The organism is Modestobacter marinus, from assembly GCF_011758655.1.
Taxonomy (GTDB): domain Bacteria; phylum Actinomycetota; class Actinomycetes; order Mycobacteriales; family Geodermatophilaceae; genus Modestobacter; species Modestobacter marinus.
Window position 1 is genome coordinate 615,389 of sequence record NZ_JAAMPA010000001.1, and the last position, 23,728, is coordinate 639,116.

The 23,728-nt window shown below is 76.4% G+C and carries 20 protein-coding genes, 1 pseudogene and 1 riboswitch; of the genes and pseudogenes, 5 read left to right on the forward strand and 16 right to left on the reverse strand.

Translation table 11 applies throughout. The features are described from left to right. Positions 1 to 37: 37 nt before the first annotated feature. On the reverse strand, positions 38 to 2,302 hold the full coding sequence (locus FB380_RS02920; protein WP_166753770.1) for a sodium-translocating pyrophosphatase: 2,265 nt from the start codon (positions 2,300 to 2,302) through the stop codon (positions 38 to 40). A 197-nt stretch (positions 2,303 to 2,499) separates the two neighbouring features. On the opposite strand from FB380_RS02920, the gene FB380_RS02925 reads away from it, so the two are divergent. Next, positions 2,500 to 5,007 (forward strand): DEAD/DEAH box helicase, encoded by a 2,508-nt coding sequence (locus FB380_RS02925; protein ID WP_229681944.1) that lies wholly within the window; start codon positions 2,500 to 2,502, stop codon positions 5,005 to 5,007. A 30-nt stretch (positions 5,008 to 5,037) separates the two neighbouring features. Here FB380_RS02925 and FB380_RS26185 read toward each other — a convergent pair. The 7 genes and pseudogenes from FB380_RS26185 to ssd form a co-directional block, all read right to left on the reverse strand. Then, positions 5,038 to 5,385 (reverse strand): annotated as a pseudogene (locus FB380_RS26185) (Rv3654c family TadE-like protein); the annotation flags it as partial. After that, entirely contained in the window at positions 5,382 to 5,768 is a 387-nt protein-coding gene (locus tag FB380_RS25235) for a TadE family type IV pilus minor pilin (protein WP_268237720.1), read from the reverse strand. The pseudogene FB380_RS26185 and the gene FB380_RS25235, both read right to left, overlap by 4 nt. A 6-nt stretch (positions 5,769 to 5,774) precedes the next feature. Continuing rightward, complete coding sequence (locus FB380_RS24400) at positions 5,775 to 6,011, reverse strand: DUF4244 domain-containing protein (protein WP_229681945.1); 237 nt, start codon at positions 6,009 to 6,011, stop codon at positions 5,775 to 5,777. A gap of 141 nt (positions 6,012 to 6,152) precedes the next feature. After that, positions 6,153 to 6,887 carry a type II secretion system F family protein gene (locus tag FB380_RS02945; RefSeq protein ID WP_249523369.1) on the reverse strand — a complete coding sequence of 245 codons (735 nt, stop codon included), beginning with the start codon at positions 6,885 to 6,887 and terminating at the stop codon, positions 6,153 to 6,155. Between the two features lie 40 nt (positions 6,888 to 6,927). Continuing rightward, positions 6,928 to 7,725, reverse strand: a complete 798-nt coding sequence (locus FB380_RS02950; protein ID WP_166753773.1) for a type II secretion system F family protein — start codon at positions 7,723 to 7,725, stop codon at positions 6,928 to 6,930. Continuing rightward, positions 7,722 to 8,876, reverse strand: a complete 1,155-nt coding sequence (locus FB380_RS02955) for a TadA family conjugal transfer-associated ATPase (protein WP_166753774.1) — start codon at positions 8,874 to 8,876, stop codon at positions 7,722 to 7,724. The genes FB380_RS02950 and FB380_RS02955 overlap by 4 nt, the downstream gene beginning before the upstream one ends. Then, the gene (gene ssd, locus FB380_RS02960; RefSeq protein ID WP_166753775.1) at positions 8,873 to 9,967 is read right to left on the reverse strand and encodes a septum site-determining protein Ssd; all 1,095 of its coding nucleotides are present in this window, start codon (positions 9,965 to 9,967) and stop codon (positions 8,873 to 8,875) included. The genes FB380_RS02955 and ssd overlap by 4 nt, the downstream gene beginning before the upstream one ends. Before the next feature lie 125 nt (positions 9,968 to 10,092). Between ssd and FB380_RS02965 the strand changes: the two genes are divergently transcribed. Continuing rightward, positions 10,093 to 10,956: an HAD family hydrolase gene (locus tag FB380_RS02965; protein ID WP_166753776.1), complete on the forward strand. Its 864-nt coding sequence runs from the start codon at positions 10,093 to 10,095 to the stop codon at positions 10,954 to 10,956. 26 nt (positions 10,957 to 10,982) lie between these two features. Here FB380_RS02965 and FB380_RS02970 read toward each other — a convergent pair whose 3' ends face one another. Next, positions 10,983 to 11,972, reverse strand: coding sequence for an aldo/keto reductase (locus FB380_RS02970; protein WP_166753777.1), 990 nt, complete (start codon positions 11,970 to 11,972; stop codon positions 10,983 to 10,985). A 96-nt stretch (positions 11,973 to 12,068) separates the two neighbouring features. Continuing rightward, positions 12,069 to 12,866, reverse strand: coding sequence for a Fic family protein (locus tag FB380_RS02975; RefSeq protein ID WP_188959540.1), 798 nt, complete (start codon positions 12,864 to 12,866; stop codon positions 12,069 to 12,071). 110 nt (positions 12,867 to 12,976) lie between these two features. Here FB380_RS02975 and FB380_RS02980 point away from each other — a divergent pair, with 110 nt between their 5' ends. The 3 genes from FB380_RS02980 (at position 12,977) to FB380_RS02990 (ending at position 14,941) form a co-directional block, all read left to right on the forward strand. Continuing rightward, positions 12,977 to 13,540: a histidine phosphatase family protein gene (locus FB380_RS02980; RefSeq protein ID WP_166753778.1), complete on the forward strand. Its 564-nt coding sequence runs from the start codon at positions 12,977 to 12,979 to the stop codon at positions 13,538 to 13,540. 61 nt (positions 13,541 to 13,601) lie between these two features. Then, complete coding sequence (cobU, locus tag FB380_RS02985; RefSeq protein WP_166753779.1) at positions 13,602 to 14,165, forward strand: bifunctional adenosylcobinamide kinase/adenosylcobinamide-phosphate guanylyltransferase; 564 nt, start codon at positions 13,602 to 13,604, stop codon at positions 14,163 to 14,165. 5 nt (positions 14,166 to 14,170) lie between these two features. Further along, a complete protein-coding gene (locus FB380_RS02990; protein ID WP_229681946.1) occupies positions 14,171 to 14,941 on the forward strand; it encodes an adenosylcobinamide-GDP ribazoletransferase in 771 nt (256 codons plus the stop codon). Positions 14,942 to 14,992: 51 nt separating this feature from the next. On the opposite strand, the gene FB380_RS02995 is transcribed toward FB380_RS02990, so the two are convergent. The 6 genes from FB380_RS02995 to FB380_RS03020 form a co-directional block, all read right to left on the reverse strand. Continuing rightward, positions 14,993 to 15,277 carry a MoaD/ThiS family protein gene (locus FB380_RS02995; protein WP_166753781.1) on the reverse strand — a complete coding sequence of 95 codons (285 nt, stop codon included), beginning with the start codon at positions 15,275 to 15,277 and terminating at the stop codon, positions 14,993 to 14,995. After that, entirely contained in the window at positions 15,274 to 16,353 is a 1,080-nt protein-coding gene (locus FB380_RS03000) for a WD40/YVTN/BNR-like repeat-containing protein (protein ID WP_166753782.1), read from the reverse strand. The genes FB380_RS02995 and FB380_RS03000 overlap by 4 nt, the downstream gene beginning before the upstream one ends. A 152-nt stretch (positions 16,354 to 16,505) precedes the next feature. Further along, positions 16,506 to 20,219: a cobaltochelatase subunit CobN gene (gene cobN, locus FB380_RS03005; protein WP_166753783.1), complete on the reverse strand. Its 3,714-nt coding sequence runs from the start codon at positions 20,217 to 20,219 to the stop codon at positions 16,506 to 16,508. A gap of 50 nt (positions 20,220 to 20,269) precedes the next feature. After that, positions 20,270 to 20,351, reverse strand: a riboswitch (cobalamin riboswitch). Positions 20,352 to 20,378: 27 nt separating this feature from the next. Continuing rightward, positions 20,379 to 21,722, reverse strand: a complete 1,344-nt coding sequence (locus tag FB380_RS03010) for an MFS transporter (protein ID WP_208382738.1) — start codon at positions 21,720 to 21,722, stop codon at positions 20,379 to 20,381. Next, positions 21,719 to 22,957 carry an MFS transporter gene (locus FB380_RS03015; RefSeq protein WP_208382739.1) on the reverse strand — a complete coding sequence of 413 codons (1,239 nt, stop codon included), beginning with the start codon at positions 22,955 to 22,957 and terminating at the stop codon, positions 21,719 to 21,721. The genes FB380_RS03010 and FB380_RS03015 overlap by 4 nt, the downstream gene beginning before the upstream one ends. Then, positions 22,954 to 23,685, reverse strand: coding sequence for a siderophore-interacting protein (locus tag FB380_RS03020; RefSeq protein WP_166753784.1), 732 nt, complete (start codon positions 23,683 to 23,685; stop codon positions 22,954 to 22,956). Before FB380_RS03020 ends, FB380_RS03015 begins: the two co-directional genes overlap by 4 nt. Positions 23,686 to 23,728 lie beyond the last annotated feature (43 nt).

Sequence of the window (23,728 nt, forward strand, 5' to 3'; positions counted from 1 at the left end):
GTGTCCCACGACCGGACACCACGGCCGGGCTGGACGGTCAGGGGGCGCTCGTGGTCAGCGCCCCGGTGGTGGCGTCGCTCTCCCCGCCGACCACGATCGAGCGGCGCTTGCTCACCACCACCGCGACCACGATCACCAGGGTCGCGGCCACCGCGATGGCCACCCGCACCGGCGTGTTGGCGTCCTCGCCGACGGACAGCCCGACGACGGCCGGGGCGATCAGCAGCGCGACCAGGTTCATCACCTTGATCAGCGGGTTGATGGCCGGGCCGGCGGTGTCCTTGAACGGGTCGCCGACGGTGTCGCCGATGATGGTCGCCTCGTGGGCCGGGCTGCCCTTCCCGCCGTGCGCGCCGTCCTCGACCATCTTCTTGGCGTTGTCCCAGGCGCCACCGGAGTTGGACAGGAACACCGCCATCAGCGTGCCGGTCGCGATGGCGCCGACCAGGTAGGCCGCCAGCGGGCCGAAGCCGAGACCGAAGCCGACCGCCACCGGCGCCAGCACGGCCAGCAGGCCTGGGGTGGCCAGTTCCCGCAGCGAGTCCCGGGTGCAGATGTCGACCACCCGGCTGTAGTCGGGGCGCTCGCTGAAGTCCATGATCCCGGGGTGGGTGCGGAACTGCTCACGCACCTCGAACACCACCCGGCCGGCGGCACGGGAGACCGCGCTGATCGCCAGCCCGGAGAAGAGGAACACCACCGCCGCACCGACCACGGCGCCGACCACGTTGTTCGGCGAGACCAGGCTGAGGGCGTCGCCGAGGTCGAGCCCGCCGGCGTCGTCCAGCGCGTCGACGAGGCTGGCGTTGTAGGAGCCGAACAACGCCGTGGCCGCCAGCACGGCGGTGGCGATCGCGATGCCCTTGGTGATCGCCTTGGTGGTGTTGCCGACCGCGTCCAGGTCGGTGAGCACCTGGGCGCCCTCCTCGTCGATGTCACCGGACATCTCCGCGATGCCCTGCGCGTTGTCGCTCACCGGCCCGAAGGTGTCCATCGAGACGATCACCCCGGCGGTGGTGAGCAGCCCGCAGCCGGCGAGCGCGACCGCGTACAGCGCCGCCGCACCGCCGATGAGGAACGCGCCGTAGACCGCGGTGCCGATGAGCAGTGCGGCGTAGACGGCCGACTCCAGGCCCAGCGAGATGCCGGAGAGGATCACCGTGGCGGGGCCGGTGAGGGAGCTGCGGCCGACGTCGCGGACCGGCCGGCGGGAGGTCTCGGTGAAGTAGCCGGTGAGCTGCTGGATCGCCGCCGCCAGCACGATGCCGACCAGGACGGACAGGAAGCCGAGCACCTGCGGGCTGACCTCGATGTCCAGGCCGTCGGAGATCGTCGGCAGGATCGTGAAGGACGCCGCCGCGACCAGCACCAGCGAGACGGCGGCGGAGACGAAGAAGCCGCGGTTGATCGGGGACATCCAGTTGCGGTCGTCGCTGCCGGGGTTGCTGGCCAGGATGCCGACGACGGAGGCGATCACCCCGATCGCGGCGACCACCAGCGGGAACACCATGCCCACGGGCCCGAAGAAGACCTGGCCGAGGATCAGCGCCGCCACCAGGGTCACCGCGTAGGACTCGAAGAGGTCGGCGGCCATCCCCGCGCAGTCGCCGACGTTGTCCCCGACGTTGTCCGCGATCGTCGCGGCGTTGCGCGGGTCGTCCTCCGGGATGCCGGCCTCGACCTTGCCGACCAGGTCCGCGCCGACGTCGGCGGCCTTGGTGAAGATGCCACCACCGACGCGCATGAACATCGCCAGCAGCGCCCCGCCGAAGCCGAAGCCCTCCAGCACGATCGGCGCGGTCTCCTGGAAGAGCAGCAGCGCCAGGGACGCGCCGAACAGCCCCAGGCCCACGGTGATCATCCCGCAGACACCGCCGGTGCGGAACGCGATGCGGAAGGCCGGCCGGTGCCCGCCGGCGGCCGCGGCGGCCGCCACCCGGACGTTGCCGCGGGTGGCCAGGGTCATCCCGATGAAGCCGACCGCGGCGGAGAACGCGGCCCCGACCAGGAAGAAGGCGGCACGGCCCAACCGGGTGCCCAGACCGCCGTCGGCCACCGGGAGCAGGAGCAGCAGCCCGAAGACGATCACGGCGAAGACGGCGAGGGTGCGGAACTGGCGTCTCAGATAGGCCCCGGCGCCCTCCTGGATCGCCTTCGCGATCTCCTGCATCGACACCGTGCCCTGGTCTGCGGCCAGGACGGCGCGGACCAGCCAGGCGGCGAAGCCGAGGGCGGCGAGGGAGATGAGGAGCGCGATCGCCACCAGGGCGAGGTCTCCTCCGGACAGGTCGGCGTCGGGCATGTGTTCCTCCGAGGCGAGGTGGGGCGCGCACCGGCCAGTCGCCCCCGGGCTCTCGCGCGGGGAGGGCCCGGCGTGGGACGCACTGTGCCGCAGGAGGGATGCCTGCCGCCAGACCCAGTTGTGATCCCGTTCACACTCAACGTGATCTGGTCCAGGTGCCCGGGCACCGGGTTGCGCGCCGGTGTGACAGTGGGGTGGTGACGTCCCTGCGCTCCGTGCGGCCACCCGCGGAGACCCCGCAGCCGGTGCCCGACCCGGCCGGTGGCGTGCTGCCGGGCACCGACCTGCTCGAGGCCCTGCTGTCCGGCACCGACGCCGACGACGACCCCGTGACCCACGTGCACCGGCTGCCGGCCCGGCCCAGCCGGCTGGCGGAGTGGCCGGACTGGGTCGGGACGCCGCTGCGCGACCGGCTGGCTGAGCGGGGCGTGCGGGCGCCCTTCAGCCACCAGGTCGAGGCGGCCGAGCTGGCCCGGGCCGGCAGCAACGTCGTCGTCGCCACCGGCACGGCGTCGGGCAAGTCCCTGGCCTACCAGCTGCCCGCGCTGACCGCGCTCGCCGACGACCCGCGCGCCTGCGTGCTCTACCTCGCCCCCACCAAGGCCCTGGCCCGGGACCAGCTCGCCTCCGTCGCCGAGCTGGCCGACTCCTCGGTGCGCCCGGCGGCCTACGACGGCGACACCCCGATGGAGGAGCGGGAGTGGGTGCGCCGGCACTCGCGCTGGATCGTGACCAACCCCGACATGCTGCACCGGGGGGTGCTCCCGGCCCACCAGAAGTGGTCGAGCACGCTGCGCCGGGTCGCCTACGTGGTGGTGGACGAGTGCCACGCCTACCGGGGGGTGTTCGGGTCGCACGTCGGTCACGTGCTGCGCCGGCTGCGGCGGATCTGCCGCCGCTACGGCGCCGACCCGGTGTTCGTCCTGGCGTCGGCGACGGTGGCCGACCCCGCCCTGGCCGCCGGCCGGCTGGTCGGCGCCCCGGTGACGGCGGTGACCGAGGACGGCTCGCCGCGGCCGGGGGCGACCTTCGCGCTGTGGGAGCCGCCGCTGACCGAGCGGACCGGCGAGCACGGCGCTCCCCTGCGCCGGTCGGCGGCCGCCGACGCCGCCGGGCTGCTGGCCGACCTGGTCGAGCAGGGCGCCCGCACGCTGGCGTTCGTGCGCTCCCGCCGTGGCGCGGAGTCCGTCGCCGAGCAGGCCCGGGCGATCCTGCGCTCCCGCGGCCGGTCGGACCTGGTCTCCCGGGTCGACTCCTACCGCGGCGGTTACCTGCCCGAGGAGCGGCGGGAGCTGGAGCGGGCGCTGTCGACCGGGGTGCTGCTGGGGGTGGCCACCACGAACGCCCTGGAGCTCGGGATCGACATCGCCGGCCTGGACGCCGTCGTGCTCGCCGGCTACCCGGGCACCCTGGCCTCGATGTGGCAGCAGGCCGGCCGGGCCGGGCGGGCCCAGCGGGAGTCGCTCGTCGTGTTCGTCGCCCGGGACGACCCGCTGGACCACTACCTCGCCCACCACCCGCGGGCGGTCTTCGGCCGGCCCGTCGAGGCGACCGTCACCGACCCGGCCAACCCCTACGTGCTGGGCCCGCAACTGTGCTGTGCCGCCGCGGAGCTCCCCCTGACCCGTGCCGACCTGGCCGACTTCGGTGGCGAGGTGGCCGAGGCGCAGGTGGCCGAGCTGGTCGCCGAGGGGCTGCTGCGCACCCGCCCGACCGGTTGGTACTGGGCCGGCCGGGGCCGGCCGGACGTGGACATCCGCGGCAGTGGTGCCGCACCGGTGTCGATCATCGAGGGCGCGACCGGCCGGCTGCTGGGCACGGTCGACGGCGACGCCTCGCACGCCACCGTGCACACCGGCGCGCTCTACGTGCACCGCGGCGCGACCTACGTCGTCGACGAGCTCGACGTGGAGGACGCCTGCGCCGTGGTGCACCCGGAGAGCCCGGAGTGGACCACGGTGGCCCGCGACACCGTGGACCTGTCGATCGTCGCCACCGACCGCACCCGCCGGCTGGGCACCGTCACCGCACACACCGGCGTCGTGGACGTCACCAACCAGGTCGTCGCCTACCAGCGCCGGCGGCTGGGCACCGGCGAGGTGCTCGCCGAGTTCCCGCTGGACCTGCCACCCCGCCAGCTGCGGACCCGGGCGGTGTGGCTGACCCTGGAGGAACGCGCGATCGCCCGCGCCGACGTCGACGACGCCGCCCTGCCCGGCTCGCTGCACGCGGCGGAGCACGCCTCGATCGGGCTGCTGCCGCTGCTGGCCACCTGCGACCGCTGGGACCTCGGCGGGATCTCCACCGCCCTGCACCCGGACACCGGCGCGGCGACGATCGTGGTCTACGACGGCAACCCTGGCGGCGCAGGTTTCGCCGAGCGCGGGTACGCGGTGCTGCGGGACTGGCTGCAGGCGACCCGGGCCACGGTGGCCAGCTGCGAGTGCGAGTCCGGCTGCCCGTCGTGCGTGCAGTCGCCCAAGTGCGGCAACGGCAACGACCCGCTGGACAAGGCCGGCGCGGTGCGGGTGCTCGACGTCGTGCTCGACGAGCTGGCCGGCGCCCCGGAGCTCTCGGCAGAGGAGGCGGAGGTGACCCGCCGCTCGACGCCGGCGTCGGGCCTGTTCGGCACCAGCGCCCCGGCCGAGGCCGGACCCGCCGACACCGGCGCGGCCGGCCCCGACCCCGACGACCTCGTCTTCTGACCCGGTCCCCGGCGCTGCCGGGCCGGCCCGCGCCCGCGCCGGGGCGTCGACGACGCCCAGTGGCCCGAGCCGGACGGGGACGTGCACGCGCACCTCGACGACCGCGCCGGGGGTGACGGTGCAGGAGTCGACGACGGCCTCGTTCGCCGCGGCGACCTGCCCGGCGACCGTGCAGGCGGCGGGGTCGCCGAGCACGGCCCGGCCGGCCGCGGCCAGGGCTGCGAGGTCGGCGGCCGAGGTGGCGCGGTGGCGGGCGACGACCGCGGCGCCGACGAGCACCGTGGCGACGCCGACCAAGGCGAGCAGCCCGGCCAGCGCGACCATCCACACGGTGGCCGAACCACGCTCCCCGTCCCGGGCCGGCTCGGGACCGGTCACGGCGTGTAGCCGGCTGCCGGTTCGCGGACGCCGGTGGCCGTCGCCGAGACCTCGATCCGCCAGGGCAGCGGCCCCAGCGGCTCGACGGTCGCCGTGACGGTGACCCGCACCGTCTCCCCCGCGTCCAGACCGGTGGTCGCACCGTCGGGGGCGGCCCGCGCCACCAGCTCGCGCACCACGGCCGCCGGCTCCCCGCGGGCTGCCGCCCGGGCCCCCTCCCGGGCGGCGTCCACGCAGCGCAGCTGGGCACCGACCACGACGACCGCCGCCACCGCACCGGCCAGCACGGCCAAGAGCACGGGCAGCACCACGGCGGTCTCCGCGGTCACCATCCCGGCCTCCCGGGAGCCGCCGGCCCGACCGCTGCGGTGGGGTGTCGACACGTCGACTCAGGCGAGCGTGGCGAGCGCGGTCTGGACGAGCTCACCCAGCGCCGCGACCACCGATCCGCCGGTGACCACCTGGTAGAGCACGGCGGCGAAGGCGCAGGCGGCGACCGTGCCGACGGCGTACTCGGCGGTGCTCATCCCCTCCTCGCCGGCCACCCGGGCGTCCGACCAGCGCTGGGCCAGCGCCGAGCGCCGCCGTCCGGTAGGCCGTTCCTCGTTCTCCGGCTGGGTCTCCACGTGTCCTCCTCCGCCGGACCGCCTGCCGGTCCGTCGACCCGAGCCTGGCGCTGGCGAGGACATCCCGGGGGCGCTGCGGCCGGGTTGTGGAGGACGCCCGCGGTTGTGGACGCCGGCCGGCATGACGGCCGTGACCGGGACTCAGCCGAGGACGTCGCCACCGATGCCCAGCACCATCGGGACGACGCCCAGGCACAGGAAGGCGGGCAGGAAACACAGCCCCAGCGGCGCCAGCACCCACACCCCCGCCCGCTGCACCGCGGCCTCGGTCCGGCTGCGCCCGGCGCTGCGCAGGTCGGCGGCCAGCCGCTGCAGGGCCGGCACGACCGCCGACCCGGACTCCCCGGCCCGCACGATGGTTCGCGCCAGCGCGTCGACCGGCGGGGCCGCACCGGTCCAGGCCCGGCGCGGGGCGGCGCCCAGCCGGTACAGCGCCCCCACCTCGACCAGCCGGTCGCCGAGCGGGCCGGGCACGGCCTCTCCGACGGCCGCGACGGCGGCCCCCACCGGGGTCCCGGCCGCGAGGCAGACGGCGAGCAGGTCGCAGGCCACCGGCAGGTCCCGGGTGAGGGCATCGGCGTCGACCGGTGGCGCGCCGGACCGCCGGAGCAGCCGGTCCAGCCCCACGGCCAGGCCCACGCCGACCAGAGCCGCCGGGAGCCCGGCACCGAGCACCAGGAAGACGGCCAGCCCACCCAGCCCGGCCTCCACCCGGCGGCGTGCGGCGCCGGGTGGTCCGCTCGCCGACCGCCACGGACGCCGCCTCTCCCGCGGGACGGCGAGCAGCGAGCGCACCCGGTCCCGGCGACCGGCTCCGGGCGGCACCCACAGCAGCACGGCGCCGGCCAGGACCAGGACCGGCATGGCTCCGTTCACCGCGCCACCGCCCGTCGGCGCAGGACGGGCCGGGCACCGTTCACCGCGTCACCGCCCGCCGGACCAGTCGCGCCGACCAGGTCAGCCCGGCCAGTTCCAGTGCCACGCCGAGCACGAGCAGCACCGTCCCGGCACCGGTGGTGGTGAGCATCCGCCACGGGTCCGCGCCCACCCCGCTGCCCATCAGCAGGCCGAGCAGCGGGAGCCCGGCGAGCACGGTGGCGCTGGCCCGCGGCCCGGCGACCGCCGAGCGCAGGTCCTCCCCGGCCCGCAGCCGGGCCCGCAGGTCGTCCTCGACGGCGGTGACCACCCCGGCCAGGGAGCAGCCGGTCCGGGTGCTCAACCGCACGGCGGCCGCGATCCTCACCAGCGCGCGGACCGACTCGTCCACCGCCGGCCCGGGCGGCGGGTCCCCCAGCCGCAGCACCGGGTCCAGCGCCCGCGCGGTGCCGGCGTCGGGGCAGCCGTCGACCGCGGTCGCGGCCGCCTCCGGGAGCGGCCGCCCGGCCCGGACCTCCGCGGCGAGCACCCCCAGCGCCTCGACCAGGGCCCGGGTGCGCCGGTCCGCGGCGGCTGCCCGCCCCCGCGCCTGGAGGGCCCGGCCGGCGACGGCACCGCAGAAGGCCCCGAGCCCGGCGACCACCGGGGTGGACAGCAACGCCCCGGCTGCCCCGCCCAGCAGCGCGCCTGCGTACGGCGCCCCGGAGCCGCCGGCCAGGGCGCGCAGGTCCGGACGCGTCCCGCTCCACCCCGGGTCGGCGAGCCGCCGCGACCGGGCGGTGGCGGCCGAGGGCCAGACCAACAGCGCGACCGCGAGCACCAGCAGGGCCGGGCTCATCCGGGCACCCGGACGCCGAGCACGTCGGCGAGCTCGCCGCGTGCCGGGGTGGGGCCGCCGTCGGCCCGCCACCCGGCGGCCACCTCGATCAGCTCTCCCTGCCGCCGGACCACCCCCAGCTCGGCCACGCCCCGCCCGGCCGGGCTCCGTCGCAGGTGCACGACGAGGGTGAGCGCGGCCGCCGCCTGGCTGTGCACCGCAGCCCGGCCCAGGCCGGCCGCACCGCCGAGTGCCTCGAGCCGGGCCGGGAGGTCCGCGGCCCGGTTGACGTGCACCGTGCCGCAGCCGCCGTCGTGCCCGGTGTTCAACGCGGCGAGCAGGTCGACCACCTCGGCGCCGCGGACCTCGCCGACGACCAGCCGGTCCGGGCGCATCCGCAGGGCCTGCCGCACCAGGTCCCGCAGCGTCACCGCACCGGCCGCCTCGACGTTGGCCGGCCGGGTGAGCAGCCGGACGACGTGCGGGTGGTGCGGGGTGAGCTCCGGCGCGTCCTCGCAGAGCACCAGCCGTTCCCCGGGATCGACCAGCCCGAGCAGCGCGGAGAGCACCGTCGTCTTCCCGGTGCCCGTGCCGCCGGTGACCAGGAACGCCAGCCGTGCCCGGACGGCGGCCGCGAGCAGCTCGGCGCTGGCGCCGGGCAGCGCCCCGCGGGCGGAGAGGTCGGCGAGGGAGAGCGCCGCCCGGCGCAGCACCCGCAGGGACAGGCAGGTGCCCGCCCCCGACACCGGCGGCAGGACGGCGTGCAGCCGGGTGCCGTCGGACAGGCCGGCGTCGACCCACGGCGCCGCGTCGTCGAGCCGGCGGCCGGCAGCGGCGGCCAGCCGTACCGCGAGCCGTCGGACGGCGGCCTCGTCGGGGAACCGCACGTCGACCGGCTCCAGGCCCTCGCCGCGGTCGATCCAGACGTCTGCCGGGCCGTTGACCAGCACGTCGGTGACGCCGGGCGTGCGCAGCAGCGGCTCCAGGACGCCGGCACCGGCGAGCTCGTCGGTGGCTGCCCGGACGGCGTCGAGCACCCCGCGGTCGCCCAGCAGTCCGCCGGACTCCTCCCGGACCAGGGCCGCCACGGCCGCCGGGCTGGGGGCGCCCACGCCGGTGGCGAGGCGGGCGCGCACCCGCTCCACGAGCGGTGGCGCCGACTCCCCGGTCACGCCGTGCGCCCGGCCAGCTCGGCGAGCAGCAGCCGGCTGAGCCCGCCGAGCGGGGACCGGGCGGCCACGGACGGCGGCTCGCCCCGTTCGCTGCGGGGTGCCGCCGACCGGTCGGCGCCGAGCTCGGCGAAGACCGGCCGGCCGACCACGTCGGTCACCTGCGCGCGGCTCAGCCCACCGGGGACCGGCCGGCTGACCACGACCGCCGCCGACCAGGGCCGGGAGTCGCCGTCCAGCAGGGCGCGGGCGGCGGCTCCGGCGCGCAGCCGGGCCGGGACGAGCAGGACGCTGAGGTCGGCCTCGGCGAGCAGCGCATCGGCGGCGGGGCTGCGGACGGGCAGGTCGAGCACGACGCCGCACCCGCTGGCCCGGGCACCCGCGCAGACGGCGAGCAGGGCCTCGGCCGGCAGCTCCAGCGGCTGTTCCCGCGAGGCGGAGAGCACCGCCACCCCGGCGACCTCGGGGAGGGCGGCCGCGAGCGCCGGGCCGGCCACCCGTCCGCTCACCCCGGCCAGTTCCGGCCAGCGCAGCCCGGGCTCGTGTTCGGCCCCGAGCAGCAGGTCCAGGCCGGCGGCCCAGCCGTCGCCGTCCACCAGCAGGACGCCGCCGTCGGCCGCGCTGCCCGCGGCCACCGCGAGCGCCGTCGCCAGGGTGCTCGCGCCGGCACCGCCGCAGGCGCCGCCGACCACGGCAAGCCAGCCCGGCCGGGCAGGGGCCTGCACCGCCGCGGCCACCCGCTCGACCAGCCACGTCTCGTCCCGGGGCAGCACCACCACCCGTTCCGCGCCGAGCTCGACGGCCGCGGGCCACACCTCGTCGGCGGGTGCACCGGTGGCGACGACCAGCACCCCGGGACGCCGCGGCAGCGCCCGCACCGGCGCGCTGCCCAGCACCTCGGCGCCGAGGAGCACCAGCGGCGCGTCCCGGTGGGCGCGGCGGAGCGCACCCCCTCCCGTGGTCAGCTCCGCGGTGGCACCGGCGGCGGCGAGCAGCCGGAGCAGGTCGTCGAGCAGCCCCGAGTCGGTGCTCAGGACCAGCGGGTGGGCGGGGGCGACGGGTGCGGAGCCGGGGGCTCGCGAGGCTGCGGACACCTCCCCAGCGCAGCGGCCCGGGCTGCGCCGGCCCAGCCCCGGGCGGCATCTGTGGACAACCCCTCCGGGTGTGGACGACGGTGTGCCCGCCCCCCGGGGCTGCCGATCCCCTTACCGTGTGCGATGTGACCCGCGCTGCGGCGTTCTTCGACCTGGACAAGACGGTCATCGCGAAGTCCAGCACGTTGGCCTTCGGACGACCGTTCTTCCAGGGTGGGCTGATCAACCGGCGAGCCGTCCTCAAGGGCGCCTACGCGCAGTTCGTCTTCTCCCTGTCCGGTGCCGACGCCGACCAGATGGAGCGGATGCGGCGCCAGATCACCGCGATGACCACGGGCTGGGACGTGGCCGTGGTGCACGAGATCGTGCGGGAGACGTTGCACGGCATCGTCGACCCGCTCGTCTACGCCGAGGCCGCCGACCTGATCGAGGCGCACCAGGCGGCCGGCCGGGAGATCGTCATCGTGTCCAGCAGCGGTGCGGAGATGGTGGAGCCGATCGGCGAGATGCTCGGGGTCGATCGCGTCGTCGCCACCCGGATGGTCACCGTCGACGGGAAGTACACCGGCGAGATCGACTTCTACGCCTACGGCGAGAACAAGGCCGCCGCGATGCGCGAGGTGGCCGCCGAGAAGGGCTGGGACCTGGCCGACTGCTGGGCCTACAGCGACTCGGTGACCGACCTGCCGATGCTGGAGGCGGTCGGTCACCCGACCGCCGTGAACCCCGACCGGGGGCTGCGCAAGGCCGCCGCCGAGCGGGGCTGGCCGGTGCTCGAGTTCACCCGCCCGGTCACTCTGCGCTCCCGCTTCAGCGGCGCCCGGACGCCGGTCGTCACCAGCGCCGCGGTCGGCGTCGGGGCCGCCGTGGCCGGGCTGGCCTGGTACGCCCGGCGGCGCGGACTGCGGGCGCTCCCGGCTGCCGGCGTCGCGTTGGCCGCGCCGGTCGCGCTGCCCCCGGCCGGTCGCCGGCGGCGACGCGGCGCCTGACCGCCGTCCGCTCCGCTGCCGTGGGCTCAGCCGCCGACGCGGCCGCGCACCTCGGCGACCTTCTCGCGCACCTGGTCCAGGACCGTCTGGGCGGTCGAGACCGGCTGGAAGTCCTGCGCCGCAGTGGACAGCGCCTGCTGCTCCTCCGGCGTCAGCTCCAGCTCGGCGGCCGCCACGTTCGACTCCAGCTGCTCGACGCTGGACGCCCCCGGGATCACGACGACCTGCGGCAGACCGAGGAGCCAGGCCAGGGCGACCTGAGCCGGCTTCGCCTGGTGCGCGGCGGCCACGTCCCGCAGCAGCTGGAGCAGCGGCTCGGCCCGGCGCAGGTTCTCGGTGCCGAACAGCGGGTTCATCGCCCGCACGCCCCCGGGCCGGTGCTCGGCCGAGTAGCGGCCACCGAGCAGCCCCTGGGCGAGGGGGCTGTAGGCGATGACCACCCGGTCCTCGCGCTCGGCGAAGGGCACCAGGTCGGCCAGCGGCCCGGCGTGCGCGAGGGAGAACTGGACCTGGTTGCTCACCACCGGGCTGCCGAGCGCGCGGTCGGCGGCCTGCCAGCGCGCCAGCGAGTAGTTGGACACCCCGACGGCACCGATCAGCCCCTCGTCGAGGAGGGCGCGCATGCCCGGCATCGTCACCGAGTCCGGCACCAGCGGGTTGGCCTGGTGCACCTGGTAGAGCGGGATCCGGTCGAGCTGCAGCCGGCGCGCACTCCCCGCCGCGCGGTTGCGGACGACCGCCGGGAACGGCGCGACCGGGAACACCTTGCTGGCGACGACCACCTCGGCCCGGTCGGCACCGAGGGCCTCGGCGAGGATCTTCTCGCTGCGGCCGAAGCCGTACACCTCGGCGGTGTCGAACAGCGTGACGCCCAGTTCGCGGGCCCACCGGACGATGTCGCGCGCCGCCCCTCCGGCGTAGTCGTCGCCGTAGCCCCACTCCCGGGAGCCGAACTGCCAGGTGCCCAGTCCGACCCGGCTGACCTGTCCCAGACCGTCGACCTCGAGGAAGCGCATCTGCCCAGTCTCGCCGCCCGGCGCGACCACCGCAGTCCCACGGCGTCCTCCCGGTCACCGTCCCGGGCTCGCCGGGGGCAGGGCGGTGGTCCGCCGTCAGCCGCGGAGCAGGCTCTCGCAGATCGCCAGGCCCTCGGTGGCGCCGTGCGCGGTGGCCCGGCAGCAGTGCACCAGCCAGCCGGCCACCCCCGCCGGGCCGCCGGTCCGGTAGCCCTCCAGCGCAGCCTCGTAGGCGTCCCGCCCGAGCTCGGCGAAGCCGACCTCCGGCACCGTCACCGCCTTGCGGTCCAGGCCGCGGCTGATGCCGACCAGCCGGGCGGCCGCGCGGGCGACCACGCCGTCCTGCACACCGAAGGGGGCGAGCGCGGCCAGCTCGCCGTGCACCACCCCGGCCACCACGACGGCCGGGACGGTCGTGCTGCCGGTGATGATCGAGAAGAGCCCACCCAGTCGCGGACCGGCTGCGCCGCTGGGCCGCCCCAGGTCGGCCGGCTCGGCGAGGCCGGTGGCGGCCAGCACGTGCAACCGGGCCAGCACCTGACCCGGCGCCCGCTCCCAGGTCTCCACCATCGAGCCCAGGCCCACCGAGACCCGCAGCGCGCCCTGCACGACCGGGTCGGTGACCTCGCCGGCGCGCAGGTCCGCCAGCGGCCGGTCCACGCCCTCCAGCGCGGCCGACGCCCGGGCACCGCGCAGCGCGGACTCCGCGCTCACCCCCGCGGACTCGCGGCGGAGCACCTTGTGGCCGAGCAGCCGGTCCACCGCCGCGCGCGCGTCCTCGGCCGCCGCGGCCACACCGGGCAGCTCCAGCAGCGGGGCGAGCGGGTCGGGTCCGGTGGGGCGCGCGGCGGGCCGGGCTGCCGGACCGGCGCCGGGGCGGAGCGGGATCGTCACGGTTGCGACGGTACGAGTGCCGACCGCCGGGTCCCACGCCGCCCCGCACCACCCGACGCCCCGCACCACCCGACGCCCCGCACCAGCCGACGCCTACGCTCCCAACCACCATGGCCGCTCCCCTGACCCTGCTCCTCGTCCGGCACGGTCAGAGCGAGTGGAACGCCGCCGGGCTGATGCAGGGCCAGACGCCGCACGTGCCGCTGACCGAGCTCGGCCACCAGCAGGCCGCGCAGGCCGCGGCCGAGCTCGCCGCGCTCACCGGGGACGGCGGCGGCCCCGGCGCCCTCATCTCGAGCGACCTGCACCGCGCCGTGCAGACCGCCGAGCACTGCGCCGCCGCCACCGGCCTGGCCCTCACCACCACCCCCGCGCTGCGCGAGCAGGGCTACGGCGTGCTCGAGGGGCGACCCTCCCGCGAGCTCTGGGACGTCGTCGACTGGACCGACCCGCACTGGTCGGCCGAGGGCGGGGAGAGCCTCACCCAGCTGCACTCCCGGGTCGCCGGCTACCTCGACCGGCTGCGCGCCGACCCGCCGGCCGCGGTCGTCGCCCTGGTGACCCACGGCGACACCATCCGGGCCCTCCAGGGGGTGGTCGCCGGTCTCGGCCCGGACCAGATGCCGGCGGTCACCCCGCACAACGGCACCGTCACCACGCTGGTCCTCCCGTGAGCGGGACGGTGCCGGGCGGGCGGGCAGCGACTGCGGAGCAGCACGGGCCCGGGGACGTGGCATGAGCAGGGTCCTGGTGCTCGGCGGCTCCCGGTCGGGGAAGTCGGCGCACGCCGAGCAGCTGCTGGCGGACTGGGACGAGGTCACCTACCTCGCCACCTCCGTCGTCGACGAGGCCGACGCCGAGTGGTCGGCACGGGTCGCCGCCCATCGCGCCCGCCGCCCGGCCGGGTGGACGACGGTGGAGACGACAGCACCGTCGGAGCTGATCCGCGGCGGTGCCGTGCTGGTGGACAGCGTCACCACCTGGGTGGCCGCGCTGATGGACGAGACCGGCATCTGGGACGCCGCCGACGCGACCGGGGCGCACGCCGCGGGCTCTCCCACGGACGCTGCCGCGGCCCGCGACCGGCTGGACCGGCGCTGCGATGCACTGGTCGACAACTGGGTGATGACGCCGGCGCACGTGGTGGCGGTCAGCGACGAGGTCGGGCTGGGCGTGGTGCCCGAGACCCGGGCCGGGCGGCTGTTCCGGGACACGCTCGGCACGGTGAACCAGCGGCTGGCCGCGACCGCCGACGAGGTGTGGTTCGTGGTCGCCGGGCTCCCCCAGCGGCTGCGGTGAGCGCCGTGCCGCAACGGTCCCGGTGGGCCGGGCCGGCGGAGTCCTTCGCGCTGCTGACCAGTCTGCGGGTGCCGGCGGCGACCTCGGCCCGCGGGGTGCTGCCCTGGGCGCCGCTGGTCGGCCTGGTGCTCGGCAGCCTGGCCACCGCGGTCGCCTGGGCCGCCGGCCGCGCCGTCAGCCCGCTGGTCGGTGCGGTGCTGGGCGTCGCCGTCCTGGCCGCGCTCACCCGTGGACTGCACCTGGACGGGCTGGCCGACACCGCCGACGGGCTGGGTCCACTGCGCGGCCGGGAGAGGGCGCTGGCCGTGATGCGCGCCGGCGACGTCGGCCCATTCGGCGTCGTCACGCTGGTGCTCACGCTGCTGCTGCAGGTCGGCTGCCTGGCGGCCCTGCTCACCGTGGAGGGCGGCTGGCTCGCCCTGCCGGCCGCCACCGTCGCCGCCCGGGTGGCGATGGCGCGCACCGGCCTGCCCGGGGTGCCGATCGCCGCGGGCTCGTCCCTGGGCCAGGCGGTCGCCGGGACCGTGTCCCGGGGCTGGCTGGCCGGAGCGGCACTGGTCACCGCGGCGGTGGCCGCCGGGAGTGCACTGGTCGTCGGCGGCCCGGTCGCCGGGCTGGGGCTGGTCGCGGCCGTCGCCGCCGGGCTGGCCTCGTCCGAGGCGCTCTTCTCCCGGGCCCGCACCCGGCTGGGCGGGGTCAACGGCGACGTCATGGGCGCCATGGGCGAGGTGACGGCAGCGGTCACCCTGCTCGCCGCCGCCGTCCTGCTCGGCTGAGCACACTGCTCGAGCCTGGGGGTGTCAGCCCGCCGTCCTGCTCGGGTGAGCTCAGCCTCCGGCGACGGACTGCACGACCATCACCTCCGCACCGGCCGGGACCGGGGTGACCAGGCCGGCGAGCCGCCGGACCTCCTCGCCGTCGACGTAGACGTTGACGTGCCGGCGCAGCGCCCCGGTCTCGTCCCGCACCCGCCGGTCGAACACCGGGTGCTCGGCGGCGAGGGCGTCGAGCAGGGCGCGGACCGTCGCCGGTTCGGGCAGGTCCAGCGACATCGACGTCCGGCCGCCGGTGCAGTCGGCGAGCAGCCGCGGCAGCAGCACCCGGACGGTCACGGCAGCACCGCGGCGCGCACGCAGAGCACGTCGGGCAGGTGGGAGGTGACCGTGCTGAAGGACTCCCCCTCGTCGGCGCTGGCGTACACCTCGCCCCCGCGGGTGCCGACGTAGACGCCCACCGGGTCACCGGCGTCCACGCAGGCGGCGTCCCGCAACACGGCGTTGTACTCGTGGGTGGGCAGCCCGGCGTCCAGGCGGCGCCAGGTGGCTCCGGCGTCGTCGCTGCGGTGCACGGCGAGCTCGCCGTCCGGCGGGATCCGCTCGCCGTCGGCGACCAGCGGGACCACCCAGATCCGCCCACCGCGGCGCGGGTCGGCGAGCATCACGAAGCCGAAGTCCGACGGCAGCCCGTCGGCGATCGACGTCCACGAGTCGCCGTCGTCGTCGGACCGGTACACGCCGTGGTGGTTCTGCGCGTACAGCCGCCGGGGGTCGGCCGCGTCCCGGGCGATCTTGTGGACGCACTGGCCGAACTCCGGCGCCGGCCCGGGCATGAAGTACGCGGAGATGCCGGAGTTGCGCGGCTGCCAGGACGCCCCGCCGTCCCGCGTCCGGTACACGCCGCCGGTGCTCATGGCCACGTGCACCGTGCCGTCGGGCCCCGGGACGACGGAGTGCGCCGCCGCGCCGCCGTAGCCCGCGCCCCACTCGCTGCGGTGCGGGTGGTCCCACAGCCCGCGGCAGAGCTCGAAGTGCTCCCCGCCGTCGTCCGAGCGCCAGACCGAGATCGGCTCGCAACCGGCCCAGACCACGCCGGGCCGGTCGGCGGAGTCCGGGCGCAGCTGCCAGATCCGCTCGACGGCGGCCCCGGTGTCGGCCGGGAACCGGATCGCCCCACCGGCCGGTTCGTCCCAGGTCGTCCCCAGGTCGTCGGAGTGCAGGACCGTCGGGCCGAAGTGCTCCGACCGCACGCCGACCATCAGCCGGGTGCGCCCGTCGCGGGTGTCGATGCCGATGCTCGGCACCTCGGTCATCAGGAAGTGCGGTGCGGAGAGCGACCAGCTGCGCCGGTCCTCACTCGTCGCGAGCCAGAGGCCCTTGCGCGTGCCGATCGCCAGCAGAGTCGTCGCCATGCACTCCTAGACCGCCGGACGCCGACGGACTCATCGGTCCCGCCGCGCCCCCGCGCAGTGATCAGGTGACCTGATCACTGACTGGCCTACCGCACCAACGTTGGTGCGGTAGGCCAGTGTTCGATCAGGTCACCTGATCACCGCTGGGCACCTCAGGCCTGGGCGCCGGCGCCGGGCTGCTGGGCCGGGGTGTCGCCGCCCTCCAGGTCGCCCTCGGTGTCCAGGTAGGCCTGCTGCAGCTCGGCCAGCAGCGCCGGGTCGGGCTCGGCCCACATCTTGCGGTCGACCGCCTCCAGCAGCCGCTCGGCGATCCCGTGCAGCGCCCAGGGGTTCGACTCCTCCATGAACGCCCGGTTCTCCGGGTCGAGCACGTAGCTCTGCGCGAGCTTCTCGTACATCCAGTCGGCGACGACGCCGGTGGTGGCGTCATAGCCGAACAGGTAGTCGACGGTGGCGGCCATCTCGAACGCGCCCTTGTAGCCGTGCCGGCGCATCGCGGCCAGCCACTTCGGGTTGACCACCCGGGCCCGGAACACCCGCGAGGTCTCCTCGACCAGCGAGCGGGTGCGCACGTGCTCGGGGCGGGTGGAGTCGCCGATGTAGGCCTTCGGCGACGAACCGGTCAGCGCGCGCACCGTGGCGACCATCCCGCCGTGGTACTGGAAGTAGTCGTCGGAGTCGGCGATGTCGTGCTCGCGGGTGTCGATGTTCTTGGCCGCCACCGCGATCCGCCGGTAGGCGGTCTCCATGTCCGGGCGGGCCTGCACCCCGTCGAGGTCCCGGCCGTAGGCGTAGCCGCCCCACACCGCGTAGACCTCGGCCAGGTCGGCGTCGGTGCGCCAGTCCCGGCTGTCGATCAGCGACAGCAGCCCGGCCCCGTAGGCGCCGGGCTTGGACCCGAACACCCGGGTGGTGGCCCGCCGGCGGTCGCCGTGCTCGGCGACGTCGGCGTCCACGTGCGCCTTGACGTGGTTCTGCTCCGGCGTCTCGTCCAGCCCCGCGGCCAGGGTGACGGCGTCGTCGAGCATGGTCACCACGTGCGGGAAGGCGTCCCGGAAGAACCCGGAGATGCGCACCGTGACGTCGATCCGCGGGCGGCCCAGCTCACCGAGCGGGATCGGCTCCAGCGTCGTCACCCGGCGGGAGGCCTCGTCCCACACCGGCCGGACGCCGAGCAGCGCCAGCACCTGCGCGACGTCGTCACCGGACGTGCGCATCGCCGAGGTGCCCCATACCGACAGGCCCACGGACGCCGGGAACGAACCGGTCTCGGACACGTACCGCTCGACGAGGGACTCGGCCAGCCCCTGCCCGGTCTCCCAGGCCAGCCGGGAGGGCACCGCGCGCGGGTCGACGGAGTAGAAGTTGCGCCCGGTCGGCAGCACGTTGACCAGCCCGCGCAGCGGCGAGCCCGACGGCCCGGCGGGCACGTAGCCGCCGTCCAGGGCGTGCAGGGCCATGTCGATCTCGTCGGTCGTCCTCGCCAGCCGCGGGACGACCTCGTCGACGGCGAACCGCAGGACCGTCGTGACGGCGTCGTCGGCGGTGCCGAGCACGCCGGTCACGACGTCGGCGATCGCCGCCGCCGACCAGCCGCGATCCTCCATGCCGGCCACCAGCGCGGCGGCCTTCGCCTCGACCTCGTCGGTCTCGTGCAGCCCGGCCGAGCCGTCCTCCACCAGGCCGAGCGCCTCGCGCAGGCCGGGCATGGCGACCGAGCCGCCCCAGATCTGCCGGGCCCGCAGGATCGCCAGCACCAGCCCGACCCGGGCGTCGCCCTCCGGCGGGGAGCCGAAGACGTGCAGCCCGTCGCGGATCTGGCTGTCCTTGATGGCGCACAGCCAGCCGTCGACGTGCAGGATCATCTCGTCGAACTCGGCGTCGTGCGGCCGGTCGTCCAGGCCCAGGTCGTGGTCGAGCTTGGCGGCCTGGATCAGCGTCCAGATCTGCTGCCGGACGGCGGGCAGCTTGGGCGGGTCCATCGCGGCGATGTTGGCGTGCTCGTCGAGCAGCTGCTCCAGCCGGGCGATGTCGCCGTAGGTGTCGGCGCGGGCCATCGGCGGCACCATGTGGTCGACCAGCACCGCGTGCGCCCGCCGCTTGGCCTGCGAGCCCTCGCCCGGGTCGTTGACCAGGAACGGGTAGACCATCGGCAGGTCGCCCAGGGCGGCGTCCGGCGCGCAGGACGACGACAGCCCCACGGTCTTGCCGGGCATCCACTCCAGGTTGCCGTGCTTGCCCACGTGCACGACCGCGTGCGCGCCGAAGGACGAGCGCAGCCAGTGGTAGGCGGCCAGGTAGTGGTGGGACGGCGGCAGGTCCGGGTCGTGGTAGATCGCGATCGGGTTCTCCCCGAAGCCGCGCGGCGGCTGGACCATCACCACGACGTTGCCGGCGCGCAGCGCGGCGAACACGATGCAGTCGTCGGTCGGGTCGACGAACAGCTCGCCCGGCGGCGGCCCCCAGTGCTCCACCATCCGGTCGGTCAGCTCGGCGGGGAGGGTGTCGAAGAACCGGCGGTACTCCGCGGCCGGGATGCGCACCGGGTTGCCGGACAGCTGCTCGGCGGTCAGCCAGTCCGGGTCCTGGCCGCCGGCCTCGATCAGGGCGTGCACCAGCCGGTCGCCGTCCAGGTCCGCGATGCCGGGCAGCGAGCCCTCGCCGTCGAACGGGCCGATGTCGTAGCCCTGCCCGGCCATCGCGGCCAGCAGCCGGACCACCGACGCGGGGGTGTCCAGGCCGACCGCGTTGCCGATCCGGGAGTGCTTCGTCGGGTACGCCGACAGCATCACCACGATCTTGCGGTCGGCGGGGGCGGTGTGCCGCAGCCGGGCGTGCGCGACGGCGGTGCCGGCCACCCGGGCGGCCCGCTCCGGGTCGGGCACGTAGGAGGTCAGGCCCTCGTCGTCGACCTCCTTGAAGGAGAACGGCACGCTGATGATCCGGCCGTCGAACTCGGGGATGGCGACCTGGTTGCCGACGTCCAGCGGGGAGAGCCCGTCGTCGTTGGCCGCCCAGGTCTCCCGGGGGGTGCCGAGCACCAGCCCCTGGATCACCGGGACGTCGAGGCGGGCCAGCTCGCCGACGTCCCAGGCGCCGTCGTCCCCACCGGCGGAGGCGGTGGCGGGCTTGGAGCCGCCGGCCGCCAGCACGGTGACGACCATGGCGTCGACCGTGCGGAGCACGTCGAGCATCTCCGGCTCCACCGACCGCAGCGACGCGGTGTAGACCGGCACCGGCACGCCGCCGGCGGTCTCGATCGCCTCGCAGAGCGTGTGCACGAACGCGGTGTTCCCGGCCAGGTGGTGCGCCCGGTAGTAGAGGACGGCGACCCGCGGGCCGGTCGCAGCGTCGTCGTCGCCGTTGCGGGCTCGCTCCGCTCCTCGGTCGCTGGCGCTCCCTGCGATGCTCACTCCCCCGTCACCAGCGGGGCCCGTGCGGTCCAGCAGCCCCCAGTCCGGCGCGACGGCCGGGGCCTCGAAGCCCTCGCCGTCCAGCAGCACCGTGTCGGCCAGGAAGCGGTGCAGCTGCACCATGTTGTCCGGGCCGCCCTGGGCCAGGTAGGTGTGCGCCTCGGTCGCCACGCCCATCGGCACGGTCGAGAGCTCCATGAGCTCGGCGTCCGGCAGCTGCTCGCCGCCGAGCACGACGACCGGCACACCCAGGGCGAGCAGCGGCGCGACCATGTCCTCGTACTTCCGGCGCGACCCCAGGATGCGGACCACGACGAGGTCGGTCCCGGCGGCGAACTCCGCGAGGTCGCCGGCGCGGTAGGGGTTGCCCAACCGCCAGTCGGCGGAGCTGGACCGGGCCGACAGCAGGTCGGTGTCGGAGGTGGAGAGCAGGGTGAAGGTGCGTGAGCTCACGTGGTGCCTCCCTCGGGGTCCGCGCCCCGGGTCGTCGAGCACGGCAGCCGGAGTGTCTGGCTCGCCTCCGCATCGCAGACGACGCAGCGGCTCACAGTGGCGGGACCGCGCCGGGTTCGCACCGGCTTCCTCGCGCACTGCCGTGATGTGCCGGAGACGCTACCGGGCTGCCGGCGTCCGGGGCTCGGGCAGCACCGGCCCGACCGCGACAGGTGAGGCCACCGGGGTCTCCTCGCCGTCGGGCAGGTCGTCGAGCTCCCGGAGCGGGCGCAGCACGAGCACGGACAGTGCGGCGACGACGACGGCACCGACGAACACGGCGAAGGCCGTGCGCAGCCCGGTGCCGTCGACGAGCAGGCCGGCCGCGAGGTGCCCGACCGGGCCCGCGGCGTACGCGCCGGAGGCGACGATGCCCAGCACCCGCCCGCGCAGGTGCGACGGCACCCGGCGTTGGAACGCCAGGTTGACCAGCGGGTTGATCGGGCCGAAGAGCAGGCCGGCGAGCGCCCCGCAGCCGAGCAGGACCGGGTAGGGCGGCAGGGCCACGAACGGGACCAGCGCCAGGGACGCCCCCACGGTGGCGACCCGGAGCACGAGACTGCGGGGCAGCCGGTGGCCCACGGCCCCCTGCAGCAGGCTGCCCAGCACCCAGCCGCCGCTCATGACGAGCAGCAGCAGGCCGAGCCGGCCGGGGGCGTCCTGCTGCTCGAACAGCACCGGCAGCAGCACCGCCGAGATCGGCAGGTACGTCGCGGAGACCAGGACGGCGACCGCGGCGGCGCACCGCACGAGGCGGTCGGCGCGGAGCACGGCGATCCCCTCGGCGGTGTCGGCGAGCACCCGCCGGACCGCGCCCGCCGACGACTCCGCACGGCTCTCCGGCCGGCCGCCGCCGGGGACCCGGACGAGGGCGACGACGACCGCCGACAGCACGAAGGCCCCCGTCGTGGCCCACAGCGCCGGGACCGCGCCGACCAGCCCGATCAGCACGCCACCGACCGCCGGCCCGATGAAGAACGCCGCCCCCCACACCGCCTCGTGGACGCCGTTGACCCGAGACAGCGGGAGCCGGGCGGCCGCGGCGGCTTCCGGCAGCATCGCCTCCCGCGCGGTCACCCCAGCCGGGTCGAGCAGCGCCCCGAGGGCGGCGAGCGCGACCACCGACCCCAGCCCGAGCCCGCCCGTCGCCAGCTCCAGCAGCGGGATGGCAGCGACCGCGGCCGCGGAGACGACGTCGGAGACGACCGACACCCGTCGCCGGCCGACCCGGTCGACGACGACGCCGGCGAGCACCGCGGTGAGCACCAGCGGCAGCGCCGTCGCCGCCGCGACGAGGCCGGCGCCGGCCGCCCCGCCACCGCGCTCGAGGACCAGCCACGGCAGGACGACCGAGGTGACCCCGTTGGCCGTGCCGGAGAGCAGGGTCGCCGCCTCGACCGCGAGCAGCGGCAGCCGCCGGGGCGGGCCCACCGCCGTCCGGCCGGCCGGGACCGTCGTCGTCAACGGAGCGGCGCGGCCCGCAGCCACCGCACGCCCAGGGCCACCCCGAGCAGGGTGACCCCGCACCACACGGCCGCCGAGGCGACGTACCCGACGAGCGCCGCCGTGGCGAGCGCGGCGGAGGCGGTGAGGAACGAGGCGAGCAGCGGCACCGTGGTGAGCGTCGTGAAGTCCGTGCCCGCCGTGGCCGGGCGGGAGAGGTCCATGCTCACGGTGTAGACCACCACGTTCAGCGCGGTGTAGGCCACGAGGAAGCCGCTGAGCGCCACCACCGTGCCGGCGAGCGGCGCCGACCCGAGGAGCAGCGGGACCAGCCCGGCGGTGGACAGCGCCAGGGCGACCCCGCCGCCCACGAGCACCGCGGACCGCCCCCAGCGACGGACCAGCCACCCCGCGAGCGGGCCGGCCAGCGCCGCGGGCACGCTGACGACGACGCCGGTGACCACGCCGATGCGGGTCAGCGACCACCCGGCGTCGACGAGCGCCGCACTGGGCAGGGCGTACACGCCGGCCGCGCCCCCGTAGACCAGCGGCACGACGCCCAGCGCCCACACCGGCACGCCGGGGCGGCGGAACACCCCGATCAGCGCACCCCACGCCGCGCTGCCCGGTGGCCGCGGGTCGCGGGCGGGCTCGCGGAAGCGCAGCACGACGGCGAGCGCCACCAGGGTGAGGCCGGCGAGCAGCAGCACCGCCGCCGTCCAGCCCACGCGGTCGTACACCAGGACGCAGAGGCCACCGCCGAGCACGGTGCCGAGGTAGCTGGCGCCCACCTGCAGCCCGTTGCCCAGCCCACGGTCCTCCGGGCGGAGCAGCCGCACCGCGAGGGCGTCGGCGGCCACGTCCTGGGTGGCCGACAGCAGCACGTACACGGCGCAGACGGCGACGAGCGGGCCGAGCGAGCCGGCCGGGTCGTCGAAGGGCAGCAGCGCGAGGAGCGCCAGGACCATCGCGCTCTGCAGGGCGAGCAGCCAGGAGCGGTGGTGCCCCAGCCGGCGAGACCCGTACCGGTCCAGCAGCGGGGCCCAGAGCAGCTTGAGCGGCCAGGCCAGGCCCAGCAGCGAGACGAGGGAGAGGTCGGCGAGGGAGACGCCGTCGGCCCGCAGGATCGCGACCAGCCCGACGGTGAGGAAGCCGATGCCCACGTACTGGGTGACCCAGAGGGTCGTGAGCAGGGCCCACGGCGGCCGGCCCGCCGCGACCGGGGAGGCCTCGGCGACGGTGGACGGCGCGGTCACGTCGCGCGCCAGTAGGCGAGCGAGGACACCCGGTCCTTGCCCACGCCGAGCTCGCGGCGCAGGTGCTTGGTCAGCGCCCGGGCGGCGGCGGCCTCGCAGGCCACCCAGAACCAGTCCCGCGCCGGATCGGCGGCCGCGGCTCCCGCCCAGGCAGCCGTGACGGCGGCCTGCACCGCCTGCCCGGGTGCCGCGCCGTCCCGGGCGACCCACACGACCTCGTGCCCGGCCCGGGCGCGCACCGGGAGGTCGCGGTCGGCCGGGTGCCCGGCCTCCAGCCAGACCCGCGCGGGCGTCGTCGGGTGGGCGTCGAGGAACGAGTTCACCGCGGGCAGGGACGCCGGGTCGCCGACCAGGTGCGCCATCCGGGTGCCCGGGGGCAGCGGCTCCTCGCGGGTGCCCTGCACCGTGGCCTCGATGGTGTCGCCGGGCCGCGCCGTGAGCGACCAGTGCGCCGCCGGGCCGTCGTGCAGGGCGAACTCGAGGTCGAAGGTGCCCGCCGCCGGGTCCGGGTCGACGAGCGTGTACGCCCGCTGGTGCGGGCGGCCGTCGTGCTCGAACCACAGCCGGACCCACATCGCCGGGTGCGGCGGGCAGGCCCCGAGCAGCCCGCCGTCGGAGACCCGGACCCGCTGGTACTGCTCGCCGACCTGCTCGCTCCCGCGCACGGTGAGGACGAAGTCCCGACCGCGCAGCGCCTTGAGGACCACGCCCTCCCACCCGTGCTGCACCCCTGTGCCCCTCTCGACGTGACCTCGGCGGGACCCTGCGCAC